Source organism: Bacillus sp. Xin1 (assembly GCF_013314535.1).
In the GTDB taxonomy this organism is placed as follows: domain Bacteria; phylum Bacillota; class Bacilli; order Bacillales; family Bacillaceae_G; genus Bacillus_A.
On record NZ_JABUAE010000015.1, the window covers coordinates 35,808 to 57,682 of the forward strand.

General features: G+C 35.9%; 24 protein-coding genes. 9 read left to right on the forward strand and 15 right to left on the reverse strand.

Going from position 1 to position 21,875, the window contains the following annotated elements:
* Positions 1–67: 67 nt before the first annotated feature.
* Positions 68–1,489 carry a PH domain-containing protein gene (locus tag HRG09_RS14825; protein WP_174101520.1) on the reverse strand — a complete coding sequence of 474 codons (1,422 nt, stop codon included), beginning with the start codon at positions 1,487–1,489 and terminating at the stop codon, positions 68–70.
* Entirely contained in the window at positions 1,482–1,958 is a 477-nt protein-coding gene (locus tag HRG09_RS14830) for a PH domain-containing protein (protein WP_174101521.1), read from the reverse strand. The genes HRG09_RS14825 and HRG09_RS14830 overlap by 8 nt, the downstream gene beginning before the upstream one ends.
* Positions 1,959–2,231: 273 nt before the next feature.
* Here HRG09_RS14830 and HRG09_RS14835 point away from each other — a divergent pair, with 273 nt between their 5' ends.
* From HRG09_RS14835 to HRG09_RS14845, 3 genes are all read left to right on the forward strand, one after another.
* A complete protein-coding gene (locus HRG09_RS14835) occupies positions 2,232–2,576 on the forward strand; it encodes a PadR family transcriptional regulator (RefSeq protein WP_174101522.1) in 345 nt (114 codons plus the stop codon).
* A complete protein-coding gene (locus HRG09_RS14840; protein ID WP_174101523.1) occupies positions 2,563–3,561 on the forward strand; it encodes an HAAS signaling domain-containing protein in 999 nt (332 codons plus the stop codon). Before HRG09_RS14835 ends, HRG09_RS14840 begins: the two co-directional genes overlap by 14 nt.
* Positions 3,562–3,819: 258 nt before the next feature.
* The gene (locus tag HRG09_RS14845) at positions 3,820–3,996 is read left to right on the forward strand and encodes a hypothetical protein (RefSeq protein WP_174101524.1); all 177 of its coding nucleotides are present in this window, start codon (positions 3,820–3,822) and stop codon (positions 3,994–3,996) included.
* Positions 3,997–4,506: 510 nt separating this feature from the next.
* On the opposite strand, the gene HRG09_RS14850 is transcribed toward HRG09_RS14845, so the two are convergent.
* From HRG09_RS14850 to HRG09_RS14860, 3 genes are all read right to left on the reverse strand, one after another.
* Positions 4,507–4,893: a VOC family protein gene (locus tag HRG09_RS14850; RefSeq protein ID WP_254610090.1), complete on the reverse strand. Its 387-nt coding sequence runs from the start codon at positions 4,891–4,893 to the stop codon at positions 4,507–4,509.
* Positions 4,894–5,249: 356 nt separating this feature from the next.
* Entirely contained in the window at positions 5,250–6,698 is a 1,449-nt protein-coding gene (locus HRG09_RS14855) for a transglutaminase domain-containing protein (RefSeq protein WP_174101526.1), read from the reverse strand.
* A 411-nt stretch (positions 6,699–7,109) separates the two neighbouring features.
* Complete coding sequence (locus HRG09_RS14860; protein WP_174101527.1) at positions 7,110–7,562, reverse strand: VOC family protein; 453 nt, start codon at positions 7,560–7,562, stop codon at positions 7,110–7,112.
* A gap of 576 nt (positions 7,563–8,138) precedes the next feature.
* On the opposite strand from HRG09_RS14860, the gene HRG09_RS29680 reads away from it, so the two are divergent.
* Positions 8,139–8,264 carry a DUF4029 domain-containing protein gene (locus HRG09_RS29680; RefSeq protein ID WP_174101605.1) on the forward strand — a complete coding sequence of 42 codons (126 nt, stop codon included), beginning with the start codon at positions 8,139–8,141 and terminating at the stop codon, positions 8,262–8,264.
* A gap of 43 nt (positions 8,265–8,307) precedes the next feature.
* Here the strand turns inward: HRG09_RS29680 and HRG09_RS14870 are convergent, their stop codons facing one another.
* The 6 genes from HRG09_RS14870 to ecsA form a co-directional block, all read right to left on the reverse strand.
* A complete protein-coding gene (locus HRG09_RS14870; RefSeq protein ID WP_174101528.1) occupies positions 8,308–9,717 on the reverse strand; it encodes a PH domain-containing protein in 1,410 nt (469 codons plus the stop codon).
* Positions 9,710–10,186 carry a PH domain-containing protein gene (locus tag HRG09_RS14875; RefSeq protein ID WP_174101529.1) on the reverse strand — a complete coding sequence of 159 codons (477 nt, stop codon included), beginning with the start codon at positions 10,184–10,186 and terminating at the stop codon, positions 9,710–9,712. Before HRG09_RS14875 ends, HRG09_RS14870 begins: the two co-directional genes overlap by 8 nt.
* An 87-nt stretch (positions 10,187–10,273) precedes the next feature.
* The gene (locus tag HRG09_RS14880; protein ID WP_174101530.1) at positions 10,274–10,456 is read right to left on the reverse strand and encodes a hypothetical protein; all 183 of its coding nucleotides are present in this window, start codon (positions 10,454–10,456) and stop codon (positions 10,274–10,276) included.
* A 397-nt stretch (positions 10,457–10,853) separates the two neighbouring features.
* Positions 10,854–11,573, reverse strand: coding sequence for an EcsC family protein (locus HRG09_RS14885; RefSeq protein WP_174101531.1), 720 nt, complete (start codon positions 11,571–11,573; stop codon positions 10,854–10,856).
* A 13-nt stretch (positions 11,574–11,586) separates the two neighbouring features.
* Positions 11,587–12,798, reverse strand: a complete 1,212-nt coding sequence (locus tag HRG09_RS14890; protein WP_174101532.1) for an ABC transporter permease — start codon at positions 12,796–12,798, stop codon at positions 11,587–11,589.
* Positions 12,791–13,534, reverse strand: coding sequence for an ABC transporter ATP-binding protein EcsA (ecsA, locus tag HRG09_RS14895; RefSeq protein ID WP_174101533.1), 744 nt, complete (start codon positions 13,532–13,534; stop codon positions 12,791–12,793). The genes HRG09_RS14890 and ecsA overlap by 8 nt, the downstream gene beginning before the upstream one ends.
* A 585-nt stretch (positions 13,535–14,119) precedes the next feature.
* Between ecsA and HRG09_RS14900 the strand changes: the two genes are divergently transcribed.
* Positions 14,120–14,554 (forward strand): HIT family protein, encoded by a 435-nt coding sequence (locus HRG09_RS14900; RefSeq protein ID WP_174101534.1) that lies wholly within the window; start codon positions 14,120–14,122, stop codon positions 14,552–14,554.
* A 1-nt stretch (position 14,555) separates the two neighbouring features.
* Here HRG09_RS14900 and yhzF read toward each other — a convergent pair whose 3' ends face one another.
* Positions 14,556–14,747 (reverse strand): membrane protein YhzF, encoded by a 192-nt coding sequence (yhzF, locus tag HRG09_RS14905; protein ID WP_174101535.1) that lies wholly within the window; start codon positions 14,745–14,747, stop codon positions 14,556–14,558.
* A 79-nt stretch (positions 14,748–14,826) separates the two neighbouring features.
* On the opposite strand from yhzF, the gene HRG09_RS14910 reads away from it, so the two are divergent.
* Both HRG09_RS14910 and HRG09_RS14915 read left to right on the forward strand, forming a co-directional pair.
* Entirely contained in the window at positions 14,827–15,189 is a 363-nt protein-coding gene (locus HRG09_RS14910; RefSeq protein ID WP_174101536.1) for a YtxH domain-containing protein, read from the forward strand.
* 300 nt (positions 15,190–15,489) lie between these two features.
* Entirely contained in the window at positions 15,490–16,047 is a 558-nt protein-coding gene (locus tag HRG09_RS14915; RefSeq protein WP_174101537.1) for an HTH-type transcriptional regulator Hpr, read from the forward strand.
* A 6-nt stretch (positions 16,048–16,053) separates the two neighbouring features.
* On the opposite strand, the gene HRG09_RS14920 is transcribed toward HRG09_RS14915, so the two are convergent.
* Entirely contained in the window at positions 16,054–16,389 is a 336-nt protein-coding gene (locus HRG09_RS14920) for a DUF1878 family protein (RefSeq protein ID WP_174101538.1), read from the reverse strand.
* A gap of 119 nt (positions 16,390–16,508) precedes the next feature.
* Between HRG09_RS14920 and HRG09_RS14925 the strand changes: the two genes are divergently transcribed.
* Together HRG09_RS14925 and prsA are read left to right on the forward strand one after the other, a co-directional pair.
* Positions 16,509–16,703 (forward strand): hypothetical protein, encoded by a 195-nt coding sequence (locus tag HRG09_RS14925; protein WP_098338972.1) that lies wholly within the window; start codon positions 16,509–16,511, stop codon positions 16,701–16,703.
* A gap of 645 nt (positions 16,704–17,348) precedes the next feature.
* Positions 17,349–18,197, forward strand: coding sequence for a peptidylprolyl isomerase PrsA (gene prsA, locus HRG09_RS14930; RefSeq protein WP_174101539.1), 849 nt, complete (start codon positions 17,349–17,351; stop codon positions 18,195–18,197).
* Positions 18,198–18,557: 360 nt separating this feature from the next.
* On the opposite strand, the gene glpD is transcribed toward prsA, so the two are convergent.
* Together glpD and glpK are read right to left on the reverse strand one after the other, a co-directional pair.
* Complete coding sequence (gene glpD, locus HRG09_RS14935) at positions 18,558–20,243, reverse strand: aerobic glycerol-3-phosphate dehydrogenase (protein WP_174101540.1); 1,686 nt, start codon at positions 20,241–20,243, stop codon at positions 18,558–18,560.
* 132 nt (positions 20,244–20,375) lie between these two features.
* Positions 20,376–21,866 (reverse strand): glycerol kinase GlpK, encoded by a 1,491-nt coding sequence (gene glpK, locus HRG09_RS14940; RefSeq protein WP_174101541.1) that lies wholly within the window; start codon positions 21,864–21,866, stop codon positions 20,376–20,378.
* Positions 21,867–21,875: the final 9 nt, after the last annotated feature.

The window sequence follows — 21,875 nt, forward strand, 5'->3', positions numbered from 1 at the left end:
ATACAAAAAACCCGAGTAATAGAATTTTCAAACAATCCACTACCCGGGTGATATATCTAGCTTTCTTTTATTTTTCCTTATACCACTCATGTACACAAGCTACATCCTCTTCACACACATGCTTCAATTCGTAATGACGCCCTGCCACGCTGCAAGCTACGACTACAATATATGTATACAACCGATCTCCCCGTTGAAAATATGATTGCGATTTTGTCATTGCTTGTACATGTCTTTTTTTCATAAATCCTGTATACTTTGCAATCCCCCTGTGCACAAGCGTTACCTGATCACCTTTTATTGCATAGCCACCTGTCTTATACTTACCGTATGCAAGAATCGTAATGAATAAAAATAATGGGATAAGCACAAATAGGGTGCTATATTGCTGAAAATACATGCTCGCTCCTATAATTGGTGCCGCAATAGCCCCAAAAATCATCCACCCCATAATCAGATAACGGCGTAGCGCTGCTTTTGGCAAATGTACAATTTCCTCTTCTATTTCATACGGCAACTTTAAATATGTCAATAGCTCTTGTACATCCTTTTTTTTCATAAGCGGGTGCAGTATGACATTCATATTCTTTGTATCTATGCTTTGAATCACTTCTACTTCCATAGAACAATAGCCAAACGGTTGACGAAGAATTCCCTCTTTCATTGTCAATGCCTGAATCCGATGCAATTTTAAAACCATTTCTTTCTTCTCAAATAGTCCTTGTGAAATACGAATCTCATTGCCATTTCTCTGCACGGTAAAATTCGCATGTTTTAAAGCATAGCCAATTGTAGAAATGATCCATGAAATTACAATCAAAATAGCGACCATATATAACAAGTTATATACACTATTGTCTTTCACATATGTTTCAACTTCTTCTATTAACCATTTTGGAAGAACGTTATCAAACTGTGTATAGAGGAAAAACAATCCTGAAAATAACAAACCAAACTGACCAGACGTAATAGACGCTAGCAAAATTTCTTTCGCTGTTAACTGGTAAACCGTTGTATTTGTTTCTCGTCGCAAGCCTTCCTCTTCTTTTACTGGTTTCTCATCTTCTACTTTATTTAATAAGGCGATTAATTCTTTCGCCTCTTCTTCCTTAATACCAGCTAATGTGACCTCTGGTTCACTGCCGCCACCAGCCGTTTCAATTTTGAGTTTCGTCAATTCAAAAAGCTGATAGATGATATTGGAAGTTGTGCTAATGGTTTGCACACGCTCTTTATTTAAATAGCTTTCCTTTTTAACAAATACTCCTTGTTTTATATGTAAAATATTATTTTCAATCCAATATACTTTAAAGTACCATTTCACAAACGAAAAGATAGCCAAAATTAACACGAAGCCCACAATGAAAATAGGAAACCAATACCAAGGCTCTACCCCATCTTCATCAAGCAACACAATGATAATAAGAGGAATTAAACTAGAAATTCTTATATCAAATAAGATCGTAATCGGATGTTGCCTCTTATACATCCTCATCACTCACTTTCGCCAGTTCCCCAATTCTTCGTTTTAACTCTTCTGCTTCTCTCTTTGTTAAACCAGGGATACTATGAGAAGTCGCTGCCGTTGAAATTTGCAATTCTGCTAGCTCATATTTCCTCATAATCGGCCCTTGCTCAATTGTCACGTGCTGAACGCGAGTCATCGGAACGAGCACACGCTTTACAACGAACATCCCTTTTTGAATTTCAATCTCCTCTTCATCTAATCGGTAGCTATAATAACGCTGACGCAGTGCCGGAAAGATAAAATAATCGAGCGGTGCATATACAATCGTTACGGTAACCAACACCCCAAACAACCAGCCCCACCAATGAAATTGAATCATTAAAAAAAGATATGCTAAAACGATACTTACAAGTACCCCGGCACCAATTAAAGCATGGATTTTCCACACTTTGACCATATTCGGATGAATTTCATTTTCTAGTGGCTGCATTTCATCACTCCAAATTAAAAAATCTATGAAATATGTATATTATTTCCCTTTCATTGTAATATGTCACAATCACACAAAACAAGGTAAAACAAACATTTTATGTAAATTCATAGATTGTTATTTTTCTTACTATGTAGAATACAATGATGTCGCTCAGAGAATATGTATTTCATACTAAATTATTTTTTACATTGATGTTGGAACAATAATGGTGTGTGACGCATAGTATAAAACAGATACTGTATAACATACACCAAGAAAAGAGGTGGATGAATGAATACTTTATTGAATTCATTAACGACAGAGCTTAGAAGAGGAACTTTGACGTTAGCTGTTTTAAGTCAATTACAAAAGCCCCAGTACGGATATTCACTTGTTCAATTGTTGGAACAGTCAGGTATTCATATTGATCAAAGTACTTTATATCCATTGCTACGACGCTTAGAAAAACAAGAATTAGTAACAAGTAGCTGGGATACCTCTGAAAGTAGGCCGCGTAAGTATTATGTTCTAAGTGAATATGGTTTAGAAATTTTTTTACAGTTAAAAAAGGAATGGATGGACAATTCTAAAAAACTCTTAAAGGTGTTAAAGGAGGAAGATGATGAATCTAATTGAGATTTATATACAAGAAGTGACTCGAAGACTGCCTGAAGAAAGTCGTGAAGATATCGCTCTCGAGTTAAGATCAACTATTGAAGATATGTTACTTGATGATTACAGTGAAGAAAATATAAAAGTGGTCCTTGAAACATTAGGGAATCCTGCTATATTAGCTAGTAAATACCGCGATCGACCAATGCATCTGATTGGCCCTCACTATTTTGAAACATATGTCACGTTATTAAAAATGATTGTACCAATTGCTGCTACTATTTCTCTAATCTCACTCATTGCCAAATATTTTATAGGCTATCATGGCGAAGAAGCAGTCATTAATGTCGTTTTTGATATGATTGGTTTTAGTATAGGGAGCATCATTGAAGTCGGTATACATGTCTTTTTCTGGCTTACACTCGTTTTCGCACTTATTGAACGAGTAGATCATTCGAAAGGAATCCAAACACTCACAACAAAGTTTACCAAATGGACTGCGGACAATTTGAAAGATATATCTTATATTCCCAAGAAAAAAGCTATTACGAAGTGTGAAGTATTTGGAAGTTTACTATGGACTGCTATTTGGGCAACCGTTTATTTTTACGCAAATCACCTTGTGGGCATGTATAGAGGTAGTACACATGGAATCGATTTTGTAACCTCAGCTTTTAATCAGGATGTATTGCTTCAATATTGGCCAATCGTTCTTGTTATGATCGTTTTAGAAATCACATTGTCTATTTATAAATTAATCAAGAGACGATGGACAAAAGGGATAGCAATATATAATACAGCTCTCCAGCTTATCGGAACCATTGTATTCATTGTGATCGTAACAAATCCAAATATAATGAACCAAGATTTTATGACGTATACAGCTGATTTATTCTCTATTACTACTAAACAACTTGACTCATGGATCGTTGGCGGTGGAATTTTCACCTTTATGTTATCTGCAGCAATCTGTGTATTTGATGGTATCCGCAAGGCTAAAATTCATTAATTAACATTTGTCTACTAATGTAACGGGGCTTAGTTCAACAAGCACCTCCTTGAAAAGTCGGATCCTTAGTTTATAGGTGAAGTGCCATTCCTCTCTTTGGTACATTTCATTCAACAGATTAATAAGCACTTCAAATGCCATTCCTCGGCTTCTATTAAAAAAATTATTTTGTTTAAATTCTGATAAGACACTTTTTAAATCCCATCACATTGGAAATAACTGTATAACAAAACTCAGTGAATATTAGGAGTGCTATAAATGTCTGATATAATCCGTCTCTTTATTGTCCTGCTCATTGCAATTTATTTATTTTTCTCTGTCATGATGGAATTTAAAAATCCACAAAAAAGTATGTTCTGGTTCTCACTTGAAGTCTTGTTTTTTCTGGGAATGGTACTGTTAATAAAAGAATTTTTCATCAAATATATAATATAAATTTCTCTCTCCTCCCTTTTGATAAAACTAAATATTCCGTCAATAATGTGGACACCCCATTTCTTCCATTACCAACAAAAGAGCAGTTAGCTTTTGCTAGCTACTCTTTTGTTGGTAACAATCACTGTTGTATCCCATACTGTTACAGAATATCATGTAATCGCTCGACGGAAACGAGCAGTTATACCCATTGCCCTAGGGAACTAGGGCTTTATTTTTCTATAAAATGAATTTTTATTAGAATCCACCTTCTTTATTTCTCAATATATAGAACCTAGAATTTTTATTAATAATCGTGTATTATTTTAACTAAAGAGTAGAGTAAGAACTATTCTTTGCCATCGTGGAGAGGACCTGCTATTCTTAGCTGGTCCTCTTTTCATAGAATTGAAACATACTGAATATAGGAATCTCCCACTTCAAACACAAGTAGCACAGTTCAAATAAATTGAACTGTGCTACTAAGATTATTTAATATCGTTTAACCTAACTCCATTTTGACAAATCAAATTACAGCATTTTATATATTTCAATTAAATTATCGTCAGGGTCCCGAAAATGCGCAACACGCGCTCGCCATTCTTTACGATCATGCGGTTCATTAACAAATTCAATTCCTTTTTCTCTTAAACGGTTATACGTCTTATCGACATCTTCAACTTCACATTGCAGCAAAAATTTTGATTGATGCTCAGCTTCTAAAGGTTTATTTCTTTCTCTGACCAATTCGGCCATCACTTTGCGAGATACAAGTTCAATTTTCGTTTCCCCATTATTGAAAAGAGCATATTCCATATTTTCCTCGTACCAACTCACTGGAAATTCCAATACATCTCTGTAAAACATGGCACTTTTCTTAAAATCCTTAACCAAAAGTCTTATTTGCAACAACTTCAAATCAATCATCTCCTGAAAAATATTATCGAAGAGCCAATACCGTCGTCATTCATTGAACATTTCGTTACTGATTCCAATATTCCTCTATGTTTAACTTTGTTATTCTCATAACAAATAAAACAACATGATTATCGTTCAACACTTTCTATCGTGATACAGGGAAGATCGTAAAAACTGAATTACTATATATTTAGCTAGTTTTATTGATATGTAATATTGAATATTTATTTTGGTTTTGCAACACCCTCTACGTGAATACATGTACTTTTTCATACAGATATTCCTCACCTTTACAGATTTATAATATCCGTATGCCTAAGCACGTGTTTTAAAGCATTTGCATCAAAACTTACATTTTAATGTTTAATAACTTTTAAAATTTCCTGATATTTCCTTGATTTAGGGCTACCCGACTGGATTTTACTTGCCAATTCATTCGCATAGTTTGTTTTTGCTGCCGCAAATTTATTACGATCCCACTGATGATTTCTAGCGATTTGTTCATCAGACAAGTTATAGTATGAATACACTACTCGTCCTTGCACATCTGGAATTGGATCATCAAAAGTTGTATCAAGATGGTACCACTTCCCTTCAATTTTCACTTGATTCCAAGCATGTGGTTGTCCATTTCCAGTTCCTGTTACAATATGATTTTCTATTCCAGCCTCTTTTAACAATTGATACGTTAATAATGCATATCCTTGACAAACCGCAGAGCGGTTTGCTAAAGCTTCATATGCTGTATAAGCTTGAAAAGAAGTATCATAAGAAACGTGTTTTACGACATAATCATGAATTGCTTTTACTTTTTCGTGCTCGTCCATATCAGCTTTGACAATAGACTTAACGATTGATTTCGCTTGTGTCTTTACATGGTTCGTTTGTGCTTTAGATTCACGGTATGTAATCTGTACTGTAAACGTATAATTCCCTGGAATACCCCGAACAGAATATTGCGCACGCGCAATATCATAATTCAAGTATTCGTTAGATTCGACTGCCTTATCGTATTCTTTAATAAGTGCATCCATAACCTCATTAATATTAGAGTTTTTGGATTTGTATGTCATCGTTATATTTTCTTCTTGATTATTAATATGCACTTTCATTTCCTTTTGAAATGCGTCTAACAGCTGTCCATCAGGTCGTGAACCATTATTTGTGGATTTAGCATTTGGATTCCAAACACCATTACTTTCCAAGTAGTATTTTTTACCATTATCTTGGATCCAGCCCGTTTGCATCGCTCCGCTTCCGTTGAAGTAATACCATGCTCCATTTACCTGTTGCCAGCCTGTTTGCATCGCTCCGCTTCCGTTGAAGTAGTACCATGCTCCGTTTACCTGCTGCCAGCCTGTTTGCATTGCTCCGCTTCCGTTGAAGTAATACCATACTCCATTTACCTGTTGCCAACCTGTTTGCATTGCTCCGCTTCCGTTGAAGTAGTACCATACTCCATTTACCTGTTGCCAACCTGTTTGCATCGCTCCGCTTCCGTTAAAGTAATACCATGCTCCGTTTACCTGCTGCCAACCTGTTTGCATTGCTCCGCTTCCACCAAAGTAGTACCATGCTCCGTTTACTTGCTGCCAGCCCGTTTGCATTACTCCGCTTCCACCAAAGTAGTACCATGCTCCGTTTATCGACTGCCAACCTGTTTGCTTCACGCCGTTTCCATTATAATAATTCCATACTGATCCAGTTTGTTTCCAGCCTGTATCAGCGCTTGCATAAGTAGCTACTGTTGATCCCATAACTGTTAGACCAACTGCCATAGCTAAAACTTTTATATTCTGTTTCATAAATCCAATATTCCCCTTCTCTTGACCTATTTATCTATTAAGCCTTAACACTAGGGGCGTTGCAAAACTAAAACAAATATTCAATATTATCGACTAAAAAACGAGATTTGAAGTCTACAATTATGCTATTATAACAAAAATTCCAATCATTTTTTATGCGATATTGCATAAAGTGAAACTTTAATCAGTGGGGGTTTTCTTCATCCCCCACTGATTATTAGCCTTCACCAATCGGGCTTTTACGGGCAGTTGATCCCCCACCTACCTTCCTCGTTCCCCTCTGAATCTTGAGGTGGGGGTCTTACTGCTCGTTAATGCGGGATAAAAGCGATTGGAGAAAAATGGCTCTTATTATTCTCTTGTGTGTCAATGAATTGACTATCTAAACTAGTTAACTGGATTGTTTTTTTCTTATCTTTTTCCCTCACTGTCATCTATATCCCAAACCTTCTCTGCATATTGCTCCTGGTGAATTTCTGAAGGAGGAATAATCGTTATAATATCTAACAACACTCCATTTGGGTCACTTGTGATAAAGTGGCGTTGACCGAATTCTTCATTTCGCAGTGGAAGGTGCAAGGGAAGTTTTTCCTGGATGATTAATCTCTCGTACCATTTATCGACATCATCAACTTCAAAGTTAAGAATCAGCCCATTTACAAGCTTGCGAGAATGTGAGGGAATTGTTTCGTGGAAAGCGTTCAGTACCGCAAGCTCAAATGGAATCTCATTTTCCGTCTTTCGCAGACTGACATACCAATCGGATTCAAATACCGCTTCAAATCCAAAGTGACGTTTGTAAAAACTTGCACTTTCCGCAACGTGATCCGTCGTTATTACAGGATAAAAGCTATTAACCTTCATTTAAAGCCCCTCCTTTTAATAGTAAATTCTTCATTTTCTAAACATTATCATACATACTCTATGTATAATAATGTTTAAACCAAACTTTTCAAAAAAGCTTCTCGAAAAATTAACAGGATTTAACTAAGGGACTAAATTGTGATATAGGCAGTTTTTTGAGGAATGTCGAAATGGTTAGTATATAAAATTAACTAACATCAAGGTATTCTTGTATTTATTATACAGAGACATGATAAAAGAAGATAATTCAAACCACCTTATCCAATATTTATAATAAAATTTTATTATAAATCTATATTCTTGTAGCGCAATTCAATTATTATATTCCGTTTATCAAATAAGAAAGCGTCGCAACTTTATTCAAATCTGCGCGTCTTTCTTACAAACATCGTAACTTTATTTCAAATCTACATTAAGCTTTCATAGGATTTTACTATATAGTAAAGAACTTTTTTATTCAGTAAACAAGTTTTTTTATCTTTTATGGTAACCAAGCTTATTTTTATCGTTTTGGCATAACCTGTTCTGTTAGATTGATGTGCACTGGGTATCACTGCCGTTTCACTATCATTTTGAATCTACTCTTTTTCCCTATCAAAACTTTGGAATATCGTACTACAGGTGCTATGCATTTATATTATTTTTTATATCTTTGAACTATTATTAAGAAAACCGAAAAAGTTTCAGGAAAAAGAAAAGTAGCACAAACGAAAAAATATCGTCTGTGCTACTTTTTTCACATATTCTACTTATTCTTATACCAATTCTGCATACGCTCAGCATCTTCTAAACGCGTATGCTCTAATTTATAATTTTTGGATGCACTAAAGAAATTTTGTGAGCATAACTGTGCCCCGCGCTGAAAGTAAGACTGCGTTTTCTCAATTGACTGTACATGTCTTCTTCGTACTAATCCTGTATATTTCGCAAGACCACGATACACAATCGTTAACTGCTCCCCTTCTACGCTATATCCACCTGCACGGAACGATGCATATCCAAGTGACATCAGTAATCCAAACAGAGATAACAGCGCCCAAATGACAAAATATTTTTCAAAATATATACTCGCGCCTGTAATTGGAACAGCTAGTATACAAAAGAAAATAAAACTCTCCAACAAATAGCGACGAAGTGCCGTTTTTGGCAAGGCTATAATATTAGGGTTTAGTTCATATGGCAACTGCAGGTGAGCAAGCAATTCTGCGACGCGGTCTTTTCGAATAACCGGGTGGAGTGTAACATTCTCCTCACCTTTTTCATTGTTTTGAATGACTTCCACATGAACAGAACAGTAACCAAATGGTTGACGAAATATCCCTTCTTTTATCGTAATCCCTTGAATACGGTGCAATTTTAACACAAGTTCTTTTCTTTCTATAAGCCCTTGTGAAATGCGAACTTCATCATTTTTCCGATGCACGGTAAAGTTCGCATGCTTTAAAGCGTAAGCAAGTGTGGACACAATCCAAGAGATAACAAGCAAGATCGCGACCATATAAATCCAGCCATACACATCATGATCCATTACATATGTTTCTACCCTTTTTTCAATCCATTTTGGGATATACTCATCTACTTGAGAATAAACAAAAAACAATAGAGAGAACAACAAACCAAATTGACCAGATGTCACAGAAGCTAATAAAATTTCCTTCCAAGTCAACTTATACTCCGTCTTATTCTCTTCTTCCAAACTAACATTTACAGTATCCTCTTGCAATTCCTGATGTTCATCGGCCTGTTCATTTAACATTGCAATTAATGTTTTTGCTTCATCAGCCTTAATACCAGCTAAACTTATCTCTGGCTCATTACCACCGCCAGCTGTTTCAATTTTGAGCTTCGTTAAACCTAATATTTGATATAACATACTGGAACTTGTATTAATTGTCTGTACACGCTCTTTATTCAAGTAACTTTCTTTTTTCACAAATAATCCTTGTTTAATGTGCAGTACATTATTTTCAATCCAATATACTTTATAGTACCAACTGACAATAACAGAGACGATTGAAATCACTAAAAAGCCGATCGGTACTAAATACCAAAATGGAAACTTTCCTTTTAAACTAAACAGAAAAATAATAAATGGTATAAAGTCTGTTATCTTTAATTCCAATAACATCGTGATTGGATGTTGCCTCTTATACATCCTCATCACTCACCTTCGCAAGTTCTCCAATTTGATGCTTCAACTGTTCTGCTTCTCTCATCTTCAACCCTGGAATACTATGAGAAGTAGCTGCCGTTGAAATTTGTAATTCTGCTAGACCATATTTTCTCATAATTGGTCCTTGTTCAATTGTAACGTGCTGTACACGAATCATTGGAACTAATACACGCTTAACCGTAAACATACCGTGCTGAATTTCTAATTCTTCTTCATTTAATTGATAGCTATGATAACGCTGACGTATTTTTTGGAAAAGAAAATACTCAAACGGTGTATACACAATCGTAATTCCAATCAGTGTATAAAAAATCCATTCCCACCAATTAAATCGAATCATGAAAAAAAGATAAGCAAGAATCACTAATATACTTATGCCTAGCTCAATTAAAACACGAGTCTTCCAAACTTTGACCATATCAGGATGAATTTCATTTTCCAATGGCTGCATCTAATCACTCCAAATTTAGTAATCTAATATACAAATTCTCTTATTCTATAAGTTTACAAAACTTTACAGGAAAAGGGAAACGTTCCTTTACATTTCTTTCTTTTCATCATCTTTCTTCTCAGGAATGAAATAACCGAACCAAATAAACCAAATGAGTCCAATTAACGCCGTCCAATCCTTATCACCTTGGAACGCATCGATTACATTCGGCAATTTATAAACACCAATAAACCCAAGAAATCCAAGCCACCAGTCTTTTCGGAACTTCATACTTTCTGCTCCTCTCTATTCATTACTCATTATATATACAAAAAGTTATTTTCTTTGAAGATTTTTCAATAACCTCTTTTCTACATATAGCAATTAAATTTTATCGGCGATCCGACACAGGATATCGACCATTCGGCAAATAGCGATACGAAAACAAGAATCTATTGTCTTTCATTTTCCGACACTCTGAAAAAGCTTCCACAAAACGTGAAAGCTTTTCTTCAAATGTACACGTCTATTTAGTTTTCAACATATAAGTTGCTGCTATGAAAATAAAAGCAGACTTCCTCTCGTTCTCTCCTTTTGTTTTCACATAGCATGGGGCGAAAAAAGCTCTGACCGCTTCTATGCTCGGTCGGACGCTCTCTCCCACCTAAAAAGAAAGGTTTTATATCTTTTATATACGTATTCCCTTCTCCTGAAGCAAACGCAACCGATAACAATTCATCGTCACCTCACCAAGCCGTTGCAACAATTGATAATTGGCATATGCACCGACCGGCGCACCAATTACTGGCACAAGCTGTAGCATCTTCGCTAAATCGATATAATCGCGGTACTCTTTCTGAAATTTCTCCCAGTCCATATGATTTTCTTTCTCTGTGTCCCACGTTTCAATTGCTTTCCATATTTCCTTGCGATGGTCATCACTTGAGAAAGCAAGTTGAAATACATGCAGGATAAAAAGACGCTCTTCTTCTTTGCTCGTATCAAATCCATATAGAGTCGCGGCATCAAATAAAAATTTAATTTTAATGCTGAGTAAAAGCGGAAAATCGGCAAGTCCTAAAAGAAAGCCGCCCGCTCCTGTTCCAGCGCCTTCTGCTGCGGCAATCTTTTTGTACTCATCCATTTTCTTTAGCACTTCTTCATCTCTTCTTTGCAAGGACCAGTCTGTTTCTTTTAGCTTCGGCTTGATAAAATGCGATCCGGCGCTAATACCTTGCACCATTTTTTTAATTGTTTCCGTTAGCACATTTTGCACTTTTTCTGGGATTAGCTGCTGTACTTTCGTTTGTACCTTTTTTGAAAAACGATTCATCATAGAAGAATCTTTCATGATTGTATGTTTCCACTGCTGCAATTCTTTTATGACCTTCTCTTCATATACAGTCATAAGTTCATTCCTTTCAGTTTAAACGTTCGATACGTTTTGCGCCATATTGATAAACAAAACCGATACTAAAAGCTATGCTAATGGCAAGTACAACACAAGTCATGATGATATCTTTTGTTGCGAAAGCAAATATGATTGTAAATACAATACTGCCAACACATAAAATTGCACTGAGCAGTTTCAGAAAATCTTTTTTCTTTTCTTCATGGGTCACCGGATATAAATCAAGCCAAAGCTTTAAACGATGGTGTTTCCAAAGGCTTAGTAGTTGATATCCAATTAAATATAGAAATACGATACTTACAATAAAACGTCCATATAAAAACGGTATAAAGTAAAGAATCACACCACCAATCGCAAGCAAGCGAATATATAGACCAAAGTAATTTCCAGATCTTAAAAATGTACGTGTATACAAATATAAATATGTACGTTTTTCACCAATTATTGAAAGCACAAAATCAAGCCATTTTCGGCGTGATACTCGCTCTTTTAATGCTGGTACATCGACAAACATGTTGGCAATGCGATATAAAAACATCATTTTCTTGCCTTCTTCTGCAATTAAGTATTCCCAGTTTAACGGTTTTCCTTTTACCTTTTGATGCATAAAGGCAAGATAGATCACCATTACAAAGAGGATTACTCCGATGTAAATCACTGACGTGCGCTCGACAAGGAAGTATACAAATAATCCATTACATAAAAAGCGAATGAACCAATCCGCGCGCTGCATGCCTTGATCTGTTAAAAATGATTTTTCCCATGCTACAAATAAATTCCATGCTTTGACTAACACAAGCGCAGCCACAATCCATATGTAAGCCCCGCCTGTTTGCTTCATCTGCTGAAAATAGAGCGGAGCAAGTGCAGCAGATACAATTGCGATTACATATAGCTGAATCATAAACGTAAAAAGAAACGCCTTCGTAAAATACGGTTTTAGCTTTTCTTCAACTGGAAGCAAGTACACAAGATCTGCTTCTTTTAACAACGTTTGAATCGATCCTGCAGTTAATACAAGTCCAAGTAGCACCGCCATAACAAGCGCGGTCGGAAATGACGGCGTCAATGTTTGCAGCCATTGCTGATAATAATACGCACCTGCTCCAATGATAAATACGAAAATAAATTTTAAATGATCATTAAAAACATACTTACTATATGTACGAACTTCTTTTAAGAAATACTTGAATCGTTCTTTCCATAACGCTTTACTATTCATAATCTTCTTCCTTTGTTAACGCAATATAAATATCGTCTAGCGTCGCACCCGGCATGTTAAATTGTGACTGCAACTCAGATAGTGTTCCTTTCGCACGGATTTCACCTTGATGTAAAATAATAAAGGAATCACAGTAACGTTCTGCTGTCGCTAAAATATGGGTACTCATTAAAATGCCAGCACCACTCTTTTTCATCTTGTCCATCATTTGAAGGAGCGATTGAATCGCTAATGGATCAAGTCCAACGAAAGGTTCATCGACAATATACAGTGATGGTTCAACAAGAAACGCACTCATAATCATTACTTTCTGCTTCATCCCTTTTGAAAAATGAGCCGGGAACCATTTCAAACGATTCGTCATTCGAAATTCTTTTAATAGTCGCTGAACACGTTCTTCATATTGCTGCTCATCAACACCATATGCCATCGCTGTTAACTTTAAATGTTCTTCTAACGTTAACTCATCATATAATACAGGTGTTTCCGGAATGAATGAAAAACTAGAGCGATATGCAGTCATATCTTCTCTAATACTTTTTCCATTAATTGTTACAGTACCTTTTTTCGGTTCCATTAACCCGATAATATGTTTAATCGTCGTACTTTTACCTGCTCCATTTAAACCGATTAAGCCAACAAGTTCACCTTTATTAACAGAAAATGAAACATCTTGTAGCACCGGCCGCTTTGTATATCCTCCTGTGACATTTTCCACACGTAATAACTGTCCCATATGACACCACTTTCTTCTTTATATTCATCCGCTTAGAAAAGCGTATCTTTCAATAAAATGTATATACTCATCTTACCAAAAAATAAAAGACACTACATAGTATCTAAATTTCTTCAAAAAAATTTAATTTCTTTGCATACCATTTCTGAAACGGGACATCATAATTAGTGAAGAAGGAACACATTGAAAAAGCAACCACTTAATTGATGAACATAGCCTAGCGAAATCATCATGAAATGGGGTGTCCATAATGGACAAAGAAAATTTACACGAAACCAGATAATTTGTTTCATTTTAGAAACGGGGTGTCTCGAGGAGAGTATATGCTGTTTTATAAAATAAACAAGTTCATTTTATAAAGGATTATCATTTCATTGTAAATGGGGTGTCTAAGGCAGAATACGAGCCGAATTGTCACATATTTCCTAAATAAATGAGGTGTCTGCGAACGGTAGATTAAATTAAATGCTTTTTCAATCCCTCTTCAGAAAACAGGAAGCTGAGTCAGCTTCCTGTTTTTCGTATTTGTTCTCCTATGTAAGTATGGTAAAATACGGCTAAGACCTACTTGAAAGGATGAGGACAATGAATCACACAGCCGATAATTGTATTTTTTGTAAAATTATTGAAGGACAAATTCCTTGCTCAAAAGTATATGAAGATGAACATGTACTTGCATTTCTAGATATTAGCCAAGTAACAAAAGGACATACACTCGTTATTCCAAAGGTACATAAACAAGATATTTTTGCTTTAACGCCAGAAATTGCATCACACATTTTTTCTGTCGTTCCGAAAATCGCAAATGCGATTAAAGCTGAATTTAATCCAGTCGGCTTTAACCTTCTAAATAACAACGGTGAAAAAGCTGGACAAACTGTATTCCACTTCCACCTTCACTTAATTCCACGCTACGGTGAAAACGATGGTTTTGGCGCCGTTTGGAAATCACACCAAAATGAATATACGACGGAAAATTTACAAAACATCGCAAGTACCATTGCAAATAGTGTAAAATAGACTATAGGAGCATATAAAACAAAATTGTACATAACAAGCCAATTCCTCCAAAAGACATATACTGCATGGCTTGTTTTTTCACCCAAAATGCTGGAGGATACGATCTGCTTTGTTTTACAAATAACAGCAAATGCATAGCGCGCACAAGAAAGAAAAGACTTACGATAAAACAAATTGTTGTTACAAGTTTCACTTTTCTCCCCCCTTGTCTTAAGCATATGCACTGTTTTGTACATCATGAATACAAGCAAAAAATAAGGAGGTTTCCTTTTATGTCAAAAGCTAAATCCTTTGTAACAGGTTTAATTTGTGGCGGTGCTGTCGCTGGACTAGCCGTTCTTTTTTCAACTCCTTCTTCTGGTAAAGATATGCGCAGTAAACTAAAAGAAAAAGGAAATGATGTGAAAAAGACGTTATCAGATATTGCAGCTGATACAAAATTATTAAAACGTCAAATTGTTGAAACAGCTTCAGAAGGGAAAGAAGCCTTTCAAGAATTGAAAGATGACATGCAAGATACACTTTCCACATGGAAACAAAATATTTCACAGAACAAGCGTCATATTGAAAAAGAGATTTTAGATATTCAACAGTCAATTGAAAAATTGCAACAAGCAGTTCCAGAAAAAGCGTAAACGATGTTCCATTCTTAGTTTTTGCATATAACAAATATTTTTTATAAATATTTCTCTTCTCGCGACATATCACATAGATATGTCGTGTTTTTATGCATTTACAATATATGTTATCCATTACTATGTGAAGATGACACTTATAGTTACGACACCTAAAACGCTTCCACAATTATGCATGATTTGTACAAAATTATAATTTTTCCGAAAAATTTTCACAATTCTCACAAAAATACTTTATTAATTTTTATTTTACTGGCATAATAGATACTAATGAATAAGAATGTAAAAGTGGGTGAGTACATGAAAAGTGGAGAAAAAGATTATTCGGTCAAAGAAGCAATGATTTTTAGCCAACGCATTGCTCAATTATCAAAGGCATTATGGAAATGTGTAGAAAAAGATTGGCAACAGTGGATTAAACCATACGATTTAAACATTAATGAGCATCATATTTTATCGATTGCTTATCATTTAAAAGGGGCTTCTATTTCTGAGATTGCAAAGTTTGGCGTGATGCACGTATCGACGGCATTTAACTTTTCTAAAAAACTTGAAGAGCGCGGCTATCTTGTATTCTCAAAGAAAGAAGATGATAAGCGAAATACGTATATTGAAATTACACCAAAAGGGGAAGAATTGCTGCTGCAATTAATGGAGGAGTATGACCCTGAAAATAATTCGGTCTTTAATGGCGCTCTTGCTCTTCGCAACTTCTACGGTAAGTTCCCAGAAAATATCGAATTAATCGCGATTTTAAGAAACATTTACGGACAGGATTTTATCGATATTTTTGAGAAGTCACTAGAAAATATTGAGGAAAATTTTATAGAACACGATCAAAAATTAGTTAAAAAATAAAACCAATTATTTTTTCGCTGTCATGCGTAAAAATTCTTGCATAATTGGCTGAAATAAGCCTTGTCTATAAAGCGCTTCCGCAGTCTCGTTTACTTCGAGCTGATGTGGAAGCGCTTTTTCAAACTGCTCCAAAAGAGCATCGAATAAAAGTAAGCCTTCTTGTTTCTCTGCTATGTATTGTTCGTTCAATTGTTCACAAAGATTCAGTATACGTTCAATATCCTTTTTACGAGCTTTTTTCTTTATAATTAAAGAATAAAATGGACACTTATCTTCGTCGATCATTTGAAAAAGAAGTTCTACATAATATTCAGCTTGCTCTAGTCGTTTTACAACGTCCATTTTCTCCCTCACTTTCTAACACAATGTCTTCTATTTCTGAATTTTATAACACGAACAAAATATCGTATGATACAATATATGAAAGTATATGTATTTTGGCCAAAAGGAGGTATCTCCTCGTGACTCTTATAGAAATTGTTTTTGTCACATTTGCACTTATTGTTCTATTCTACACGAATTTCCTGACGCATACACTCTGCGTACGAAAACAACTATCCGAGAGACGCCAAACGAGCGCTTTTCGAGTGATTAATGTATGTATTACGATTCTATTAATTTCTAGTTATATAGAAATTATATTTCATGGAAAGTGAGGAAGGAAAGTCCCTTCCTCACTTTTTTCCTCTATAAGCAAATTATACCTACTATAACCAATAAAATAAACAGTACAAGCAATAAAATAATAAGTGTTGAATTCATTCACTCATCCCATCCCTTCTCCTCTTGTCTATAGACCATCATAAAACCATTCCTTTTAGGTGGAAGAGAAAATCCGCTCATGAATAGAAGCGGTCAGTGCCCTTTTTAATCCCATGCCATGCGAAAACAAAAGGGAAAAATGAGAAGAAGTCTTCTTCTATTCTTCATAACCGCAATTTATATGTTAGAAAATCAAATTGGATATATATATATGCTACATGCGCCCAATATGGTACTCTCTCCTTAATCTGACAATCTTTATAAGTAAATGGTCAATTTTTCTTTATCAATAGGAAAAGACGTCGAAATATGATATATTAAATTTTGTACATATTGCTTATACTATAGAATAAAATTACCTTCAGCTAGATTTCATCCTCAGCCTCGGTAAGCCCTGTTAAGCAGGCTTTTTACTTGATAAAAAAGCGAAACCAGTGAGACTTAATCGGGCTCTTATGAACACATATCACCTCACATGAGGCAATCGTTCATTTGTGCGGGATGAATTAAAAATACATAATAGTAGGAGTGTTTATTGAATGAAGAAAGCTATGCTTGCCTTAGCAGCAACGAGTCTGATTGCTTTATCAGCATGTGGATCAGCTGATAAAGTTGTTACCTCTAAAGCTGGTGACATTTCAAAAGACGAATTTTATGAAAAAATGAAAGACAGAGCTGGTAAACAAATTTTAACGGGTATGGTATTAGAAAAAGTACTTGTGACAAACTACAAAGTCGATGATAAAGAAGTTGACAAAAAATACGACGAGTATAAGAAGCAACTTGGTGATCAATTTGATGCCGCTCTAAAACAACAAGGATTTACAGACAAATCATTTAAAGAAAGCGTTCGTGCTGAATTAGCAATGAACAAAGCAATTGAAAGCTCTATCACTGAAAAAGAACTAAAAGAAAATTACAAACCTGAAATTAAAGCGAGCCACATCCTTGTAAAAGATGAAGCAACTGCGAAAAAAGTAAAAGAAGAACTTAATCAAGGGAAATCTTTTGAAGAACTTGCAAAGCAATACTCTGAAGATACAGGATCAAAAGAAAAAGGCGGCGACTTAGGTTTCTTCGGACCTGGTAAAATGGTAAAAGAATTTGAAGAAGCTGCATATAAAATGAAAAAAGATGAAGTAAGTGAACCTGTAAAATCACAATTCGGTTACCACATCATTAAAGTAACCGATATTAAAGAACAAGAAAAATCATTTGATGACTCAAAAGCTGACATCAAAAAAGATCTTGTTGCGAAAAAAATGCAAGATGGCGAGTTCATGGCTAAGCTTCAAGAGAAAGAACTGAAAAAAGCTGACGTGAAAGTTAACGATAAAGACTTAAAAGATACTTTTGAAGCTCCAAAAGAAGACAAAGAGAAGAAATAATTGTTATGAAATAAGCTGTCAGGGGAAACCTGACAGCTTATTTTATTGTATAAAATAAAATAAGCATCTAGCAAAAAGCTAGATGCAGTTTAAAACACAAGGGAAGCTTTTTTAACTTCCCTTAACCCGTATGTTATTATAACAAAAAAAACATAAAAAAACATAAAAAAATTGCTATTATTATTTTTATGTCCACTAAGAAAGTGAAGCTTATCCCTCTAAAAAATAGCAAATGAAATTTTATCGGCGATTTTGCAAATATATCAATCGTTTCTCACAATATCTCGGCGCAAATTGATATATATCGGCGATTCAACATAGGATATCGACCATTCGACAAATTGCGTGACGATACATACACTAATATGCTAACGCTGCTGCTTGCTCCTGTTGATCTACAGGCACGACAGCGTCTCTTAATGCTTTCTCTAGTTCAGCTGTGTATTTCATTTGTTCTTCTTTACTCCAGCCTAATTTTGCTGCCATATACGCAATTACGTTTTCTTTCCAATCGTATACCCAGTGAATGTTGAAGAATGCAGCTCCTCTGCGGCGTACGAAGAAGTCAACTGGTTTTGCTGTCATTTCATAGTCCATCGCGTATACAAGCGGTACAAGTACGTCTAGCGGCATGTTATACTCTTTTGCATCTGCTTTCAGTTCTTTTGCTAAGTTAAAGAGAATATCAACGTTAGAGCCATAGAATTTCGCAAACTCTTCTGCTTGTTGCGTCGTTAAGCCGTATTTCGTTCCTTCTTGTGCTTTTTTCGCAATGAATGTTGGTAACTGTTTAGAACCACCTACATGACCGCCTGAAATTGGCATATGTTTCGTTTCACTTTTCGGATATGCGCTATGCCCTTCTTTTTGTAGTAGAGATGTTACATAGTCAACTACCATTTCAGCCATTTTGCGATATCCTGTTAACTTACCACCCGCAATTGTAATTAAACCTGATTCAGAAGTCCAAATTTCATCCTTACGAGAAATTTCAGATGCATTCTTTCCTTCTTCATAAATTAATGGACGAACACCAGCCCAGCTTGATTCAATATCTTTCTCTGTAATCTTCACAGTCGGGAACATATAGTTAATCGCATTGATGATGTATGTGCGATCTTCTGTTGTCATTTGTGGTACTGCTGCGTCTTTATCATAGAACGTATCAGTCGTACCTACATATGTTTTCCCGCCGCGCGGAATCGCGAACACCATACGTTTGTCTGGTGTATCAAAATAGATCGCTTGACCAAGTGGGAAACGTTTTTGATCGATAACTAAGTGAACACCTTTCGATAATTGCAGTACTTTTCCTTTTTTCGAATTATCTTTTTCACGAAGTGTATCTACCCAAGGACCAGCTGCGTTTACAATTTTCTTACCATATACTTCGTATACTTCACCGTCTAGTAAGTCGATAACGCGTACACCGCATACTTTTCCATCTTTATATAAGAAACCGTCTACTTTTGCATAGTTGACTGCTTTTGCACCGTGCTCAATTGCTTCTTTCATTACTTCAATTGTTAAACGTGCGTCATCTGTACGATATTCTACGTAGTAACCGCCGCCCTTTAGACCTTCTTGTTTTACAAGCGGTTCTTTTTTCATTGTTTCTTCGCGGCTAAACATTTTTCTACGCTCGCTTCGTTTTACACCTGCTAGGAAATCGTATACACGAAGACCGATTGATGTACTAAATGAACCGAATGTGCCGCCCTTATGGAACGGTAATAACATCCATTCTGGTGTTGTTACATGGGGACCGTTCTCATATACAATCGCACGCTCTTTCCCCACCTCTGCTACCATCTTCACTTCAAGTTGTTTTAAATAACGTAAACCACCGTGTACAAGTTTCGTTGAACGACTTGATGTACCTGCTGCAAAGTCTTGCATTTCGAACACAATCGTTGATAAACCACGTGTTGCCCCATCTAATGCAATACCAGAACCAGTAATCCCTCCACCAATTACGATCACATCTAATTCTTGTTTATTTACTCCGTTTAATACGTCTTTACGTTGTTTACTTGAAAATTTCATGGTAATTCCTCCCTATTATACGAAAAAAGAGACCACAAACTCCGCTATAGATTTCTCCTCTATAGCGTGTTGTGGTCTCTCCATATCTCCTACCGAATTATTAACTTGTCACCATTATAACACTGTTTATGATTATTTAAAAGCTTTTGTTGCTTCAATTGCTTTTTTCCATCCAGCATATAGCTCTTCGCTTGTTCCCGCTTCCATTGCTGGTGTAAAGCTTCGATCCATATTCCACTGCGCTTTAATTTCATCTTGGTTTTCCCAATACCCAACTGCAAGACCAGCTAAATATGCTGCACCTAAAGCCGTTGTTTCATTCACTACTGGACGCTCTACTGGCACATCTAACATATCACTTTGGAACTGCATTAAGAAGTTATTCTTAACTGCTCCGCCGTCTACACGTAATGTTTTCAGCTGAATACCTGAATCAGCTTCCATTGCGCATAATACATCTTTCGTTTGGTATGCTAACGACTCTAGCGTTGCACGAATAAAGTGCTCTTTCGTTGTTCCGCGCGTTACACCAAATACCGCTCCGCGTACTTCACTATCCCAGTACGGTGTTCCAAGTCCTACGAATGCTGGAACAACATATACGCCATCTGTTGATTCTACGCGATTTGCGTACTCTTCACTTTCACTTGCATCTTTAAACATACGCATGCCGTCACGTAACCACTGGATTGCTGAACCTGCTACGAAAATACTTCCTTCTAATGCATATTCAACTTTACCATTTAAACCCCATGCAATTGTTGTTAATAGGCCGTGCTCAGACGCAACTGCTTTTTCACCTGTATTCATTAACATGAAGCAACCAGTTCCGTATGTGTTTTTCGCCATCCCTTCACCGAAGCAAGCCTGTCCAAATAACGCTGCTTGTTGATCACCTGCAACACCTGCAATTGGTACATTTTGACCAAAGAAATGATAATCAATTGTATGACCGTATACTTCAGATGATGGACGTACTTCTGGAAGCATGCTCTTTGGCACTGTTAACATGTCTAAAAGCTCATCATCCCACTCTAGGTCATGAATATTAAACATTAATGTACGTGATGCATTTGAGTAATCTGTTACGTGCGCTTTACCGCCAGATAGTTTCCATACAAGCCATGTATCAATTGTACCGAATAATAATTCGCCGCGCTCTGCTTTTTCTCTTGCACCTTCAACGTTATCTAAAATCCATTTTACTTTCGTACCAGAGAAGTACGCATCAATTAAAAGACCTGTTTTTTCGCGAACCATGTCGCCATAGCCTTTTTCTTTTAACTCATCACAAATTTCAGCTGTTTGGCGTGATTGCCATACGATTGCATTATAAACTGGCTTACCCGTTTCTTTATCCCATACAACCGTTGTTTCACGTTGGTTTGTAATTCCGATACCCGCGATTTGTTCTGGTTTTACATCCGCTTCACTTAAACAAGTTGCGATAACTGCTAAAATAGATCCCCAAATTTCGTGCGCGTTATGCTCTACCCAACCTGGCTTTGGAAAATGTTGTGTAAACTCTTTTTGAGCTGAATGAACAATTTTTCCTTCCTTATTAAAAAGGATTGCACGTGAACTTGTAGTTCCTTGGTCTAATGAAAGAATATATTTTTTCATAATCAGTTC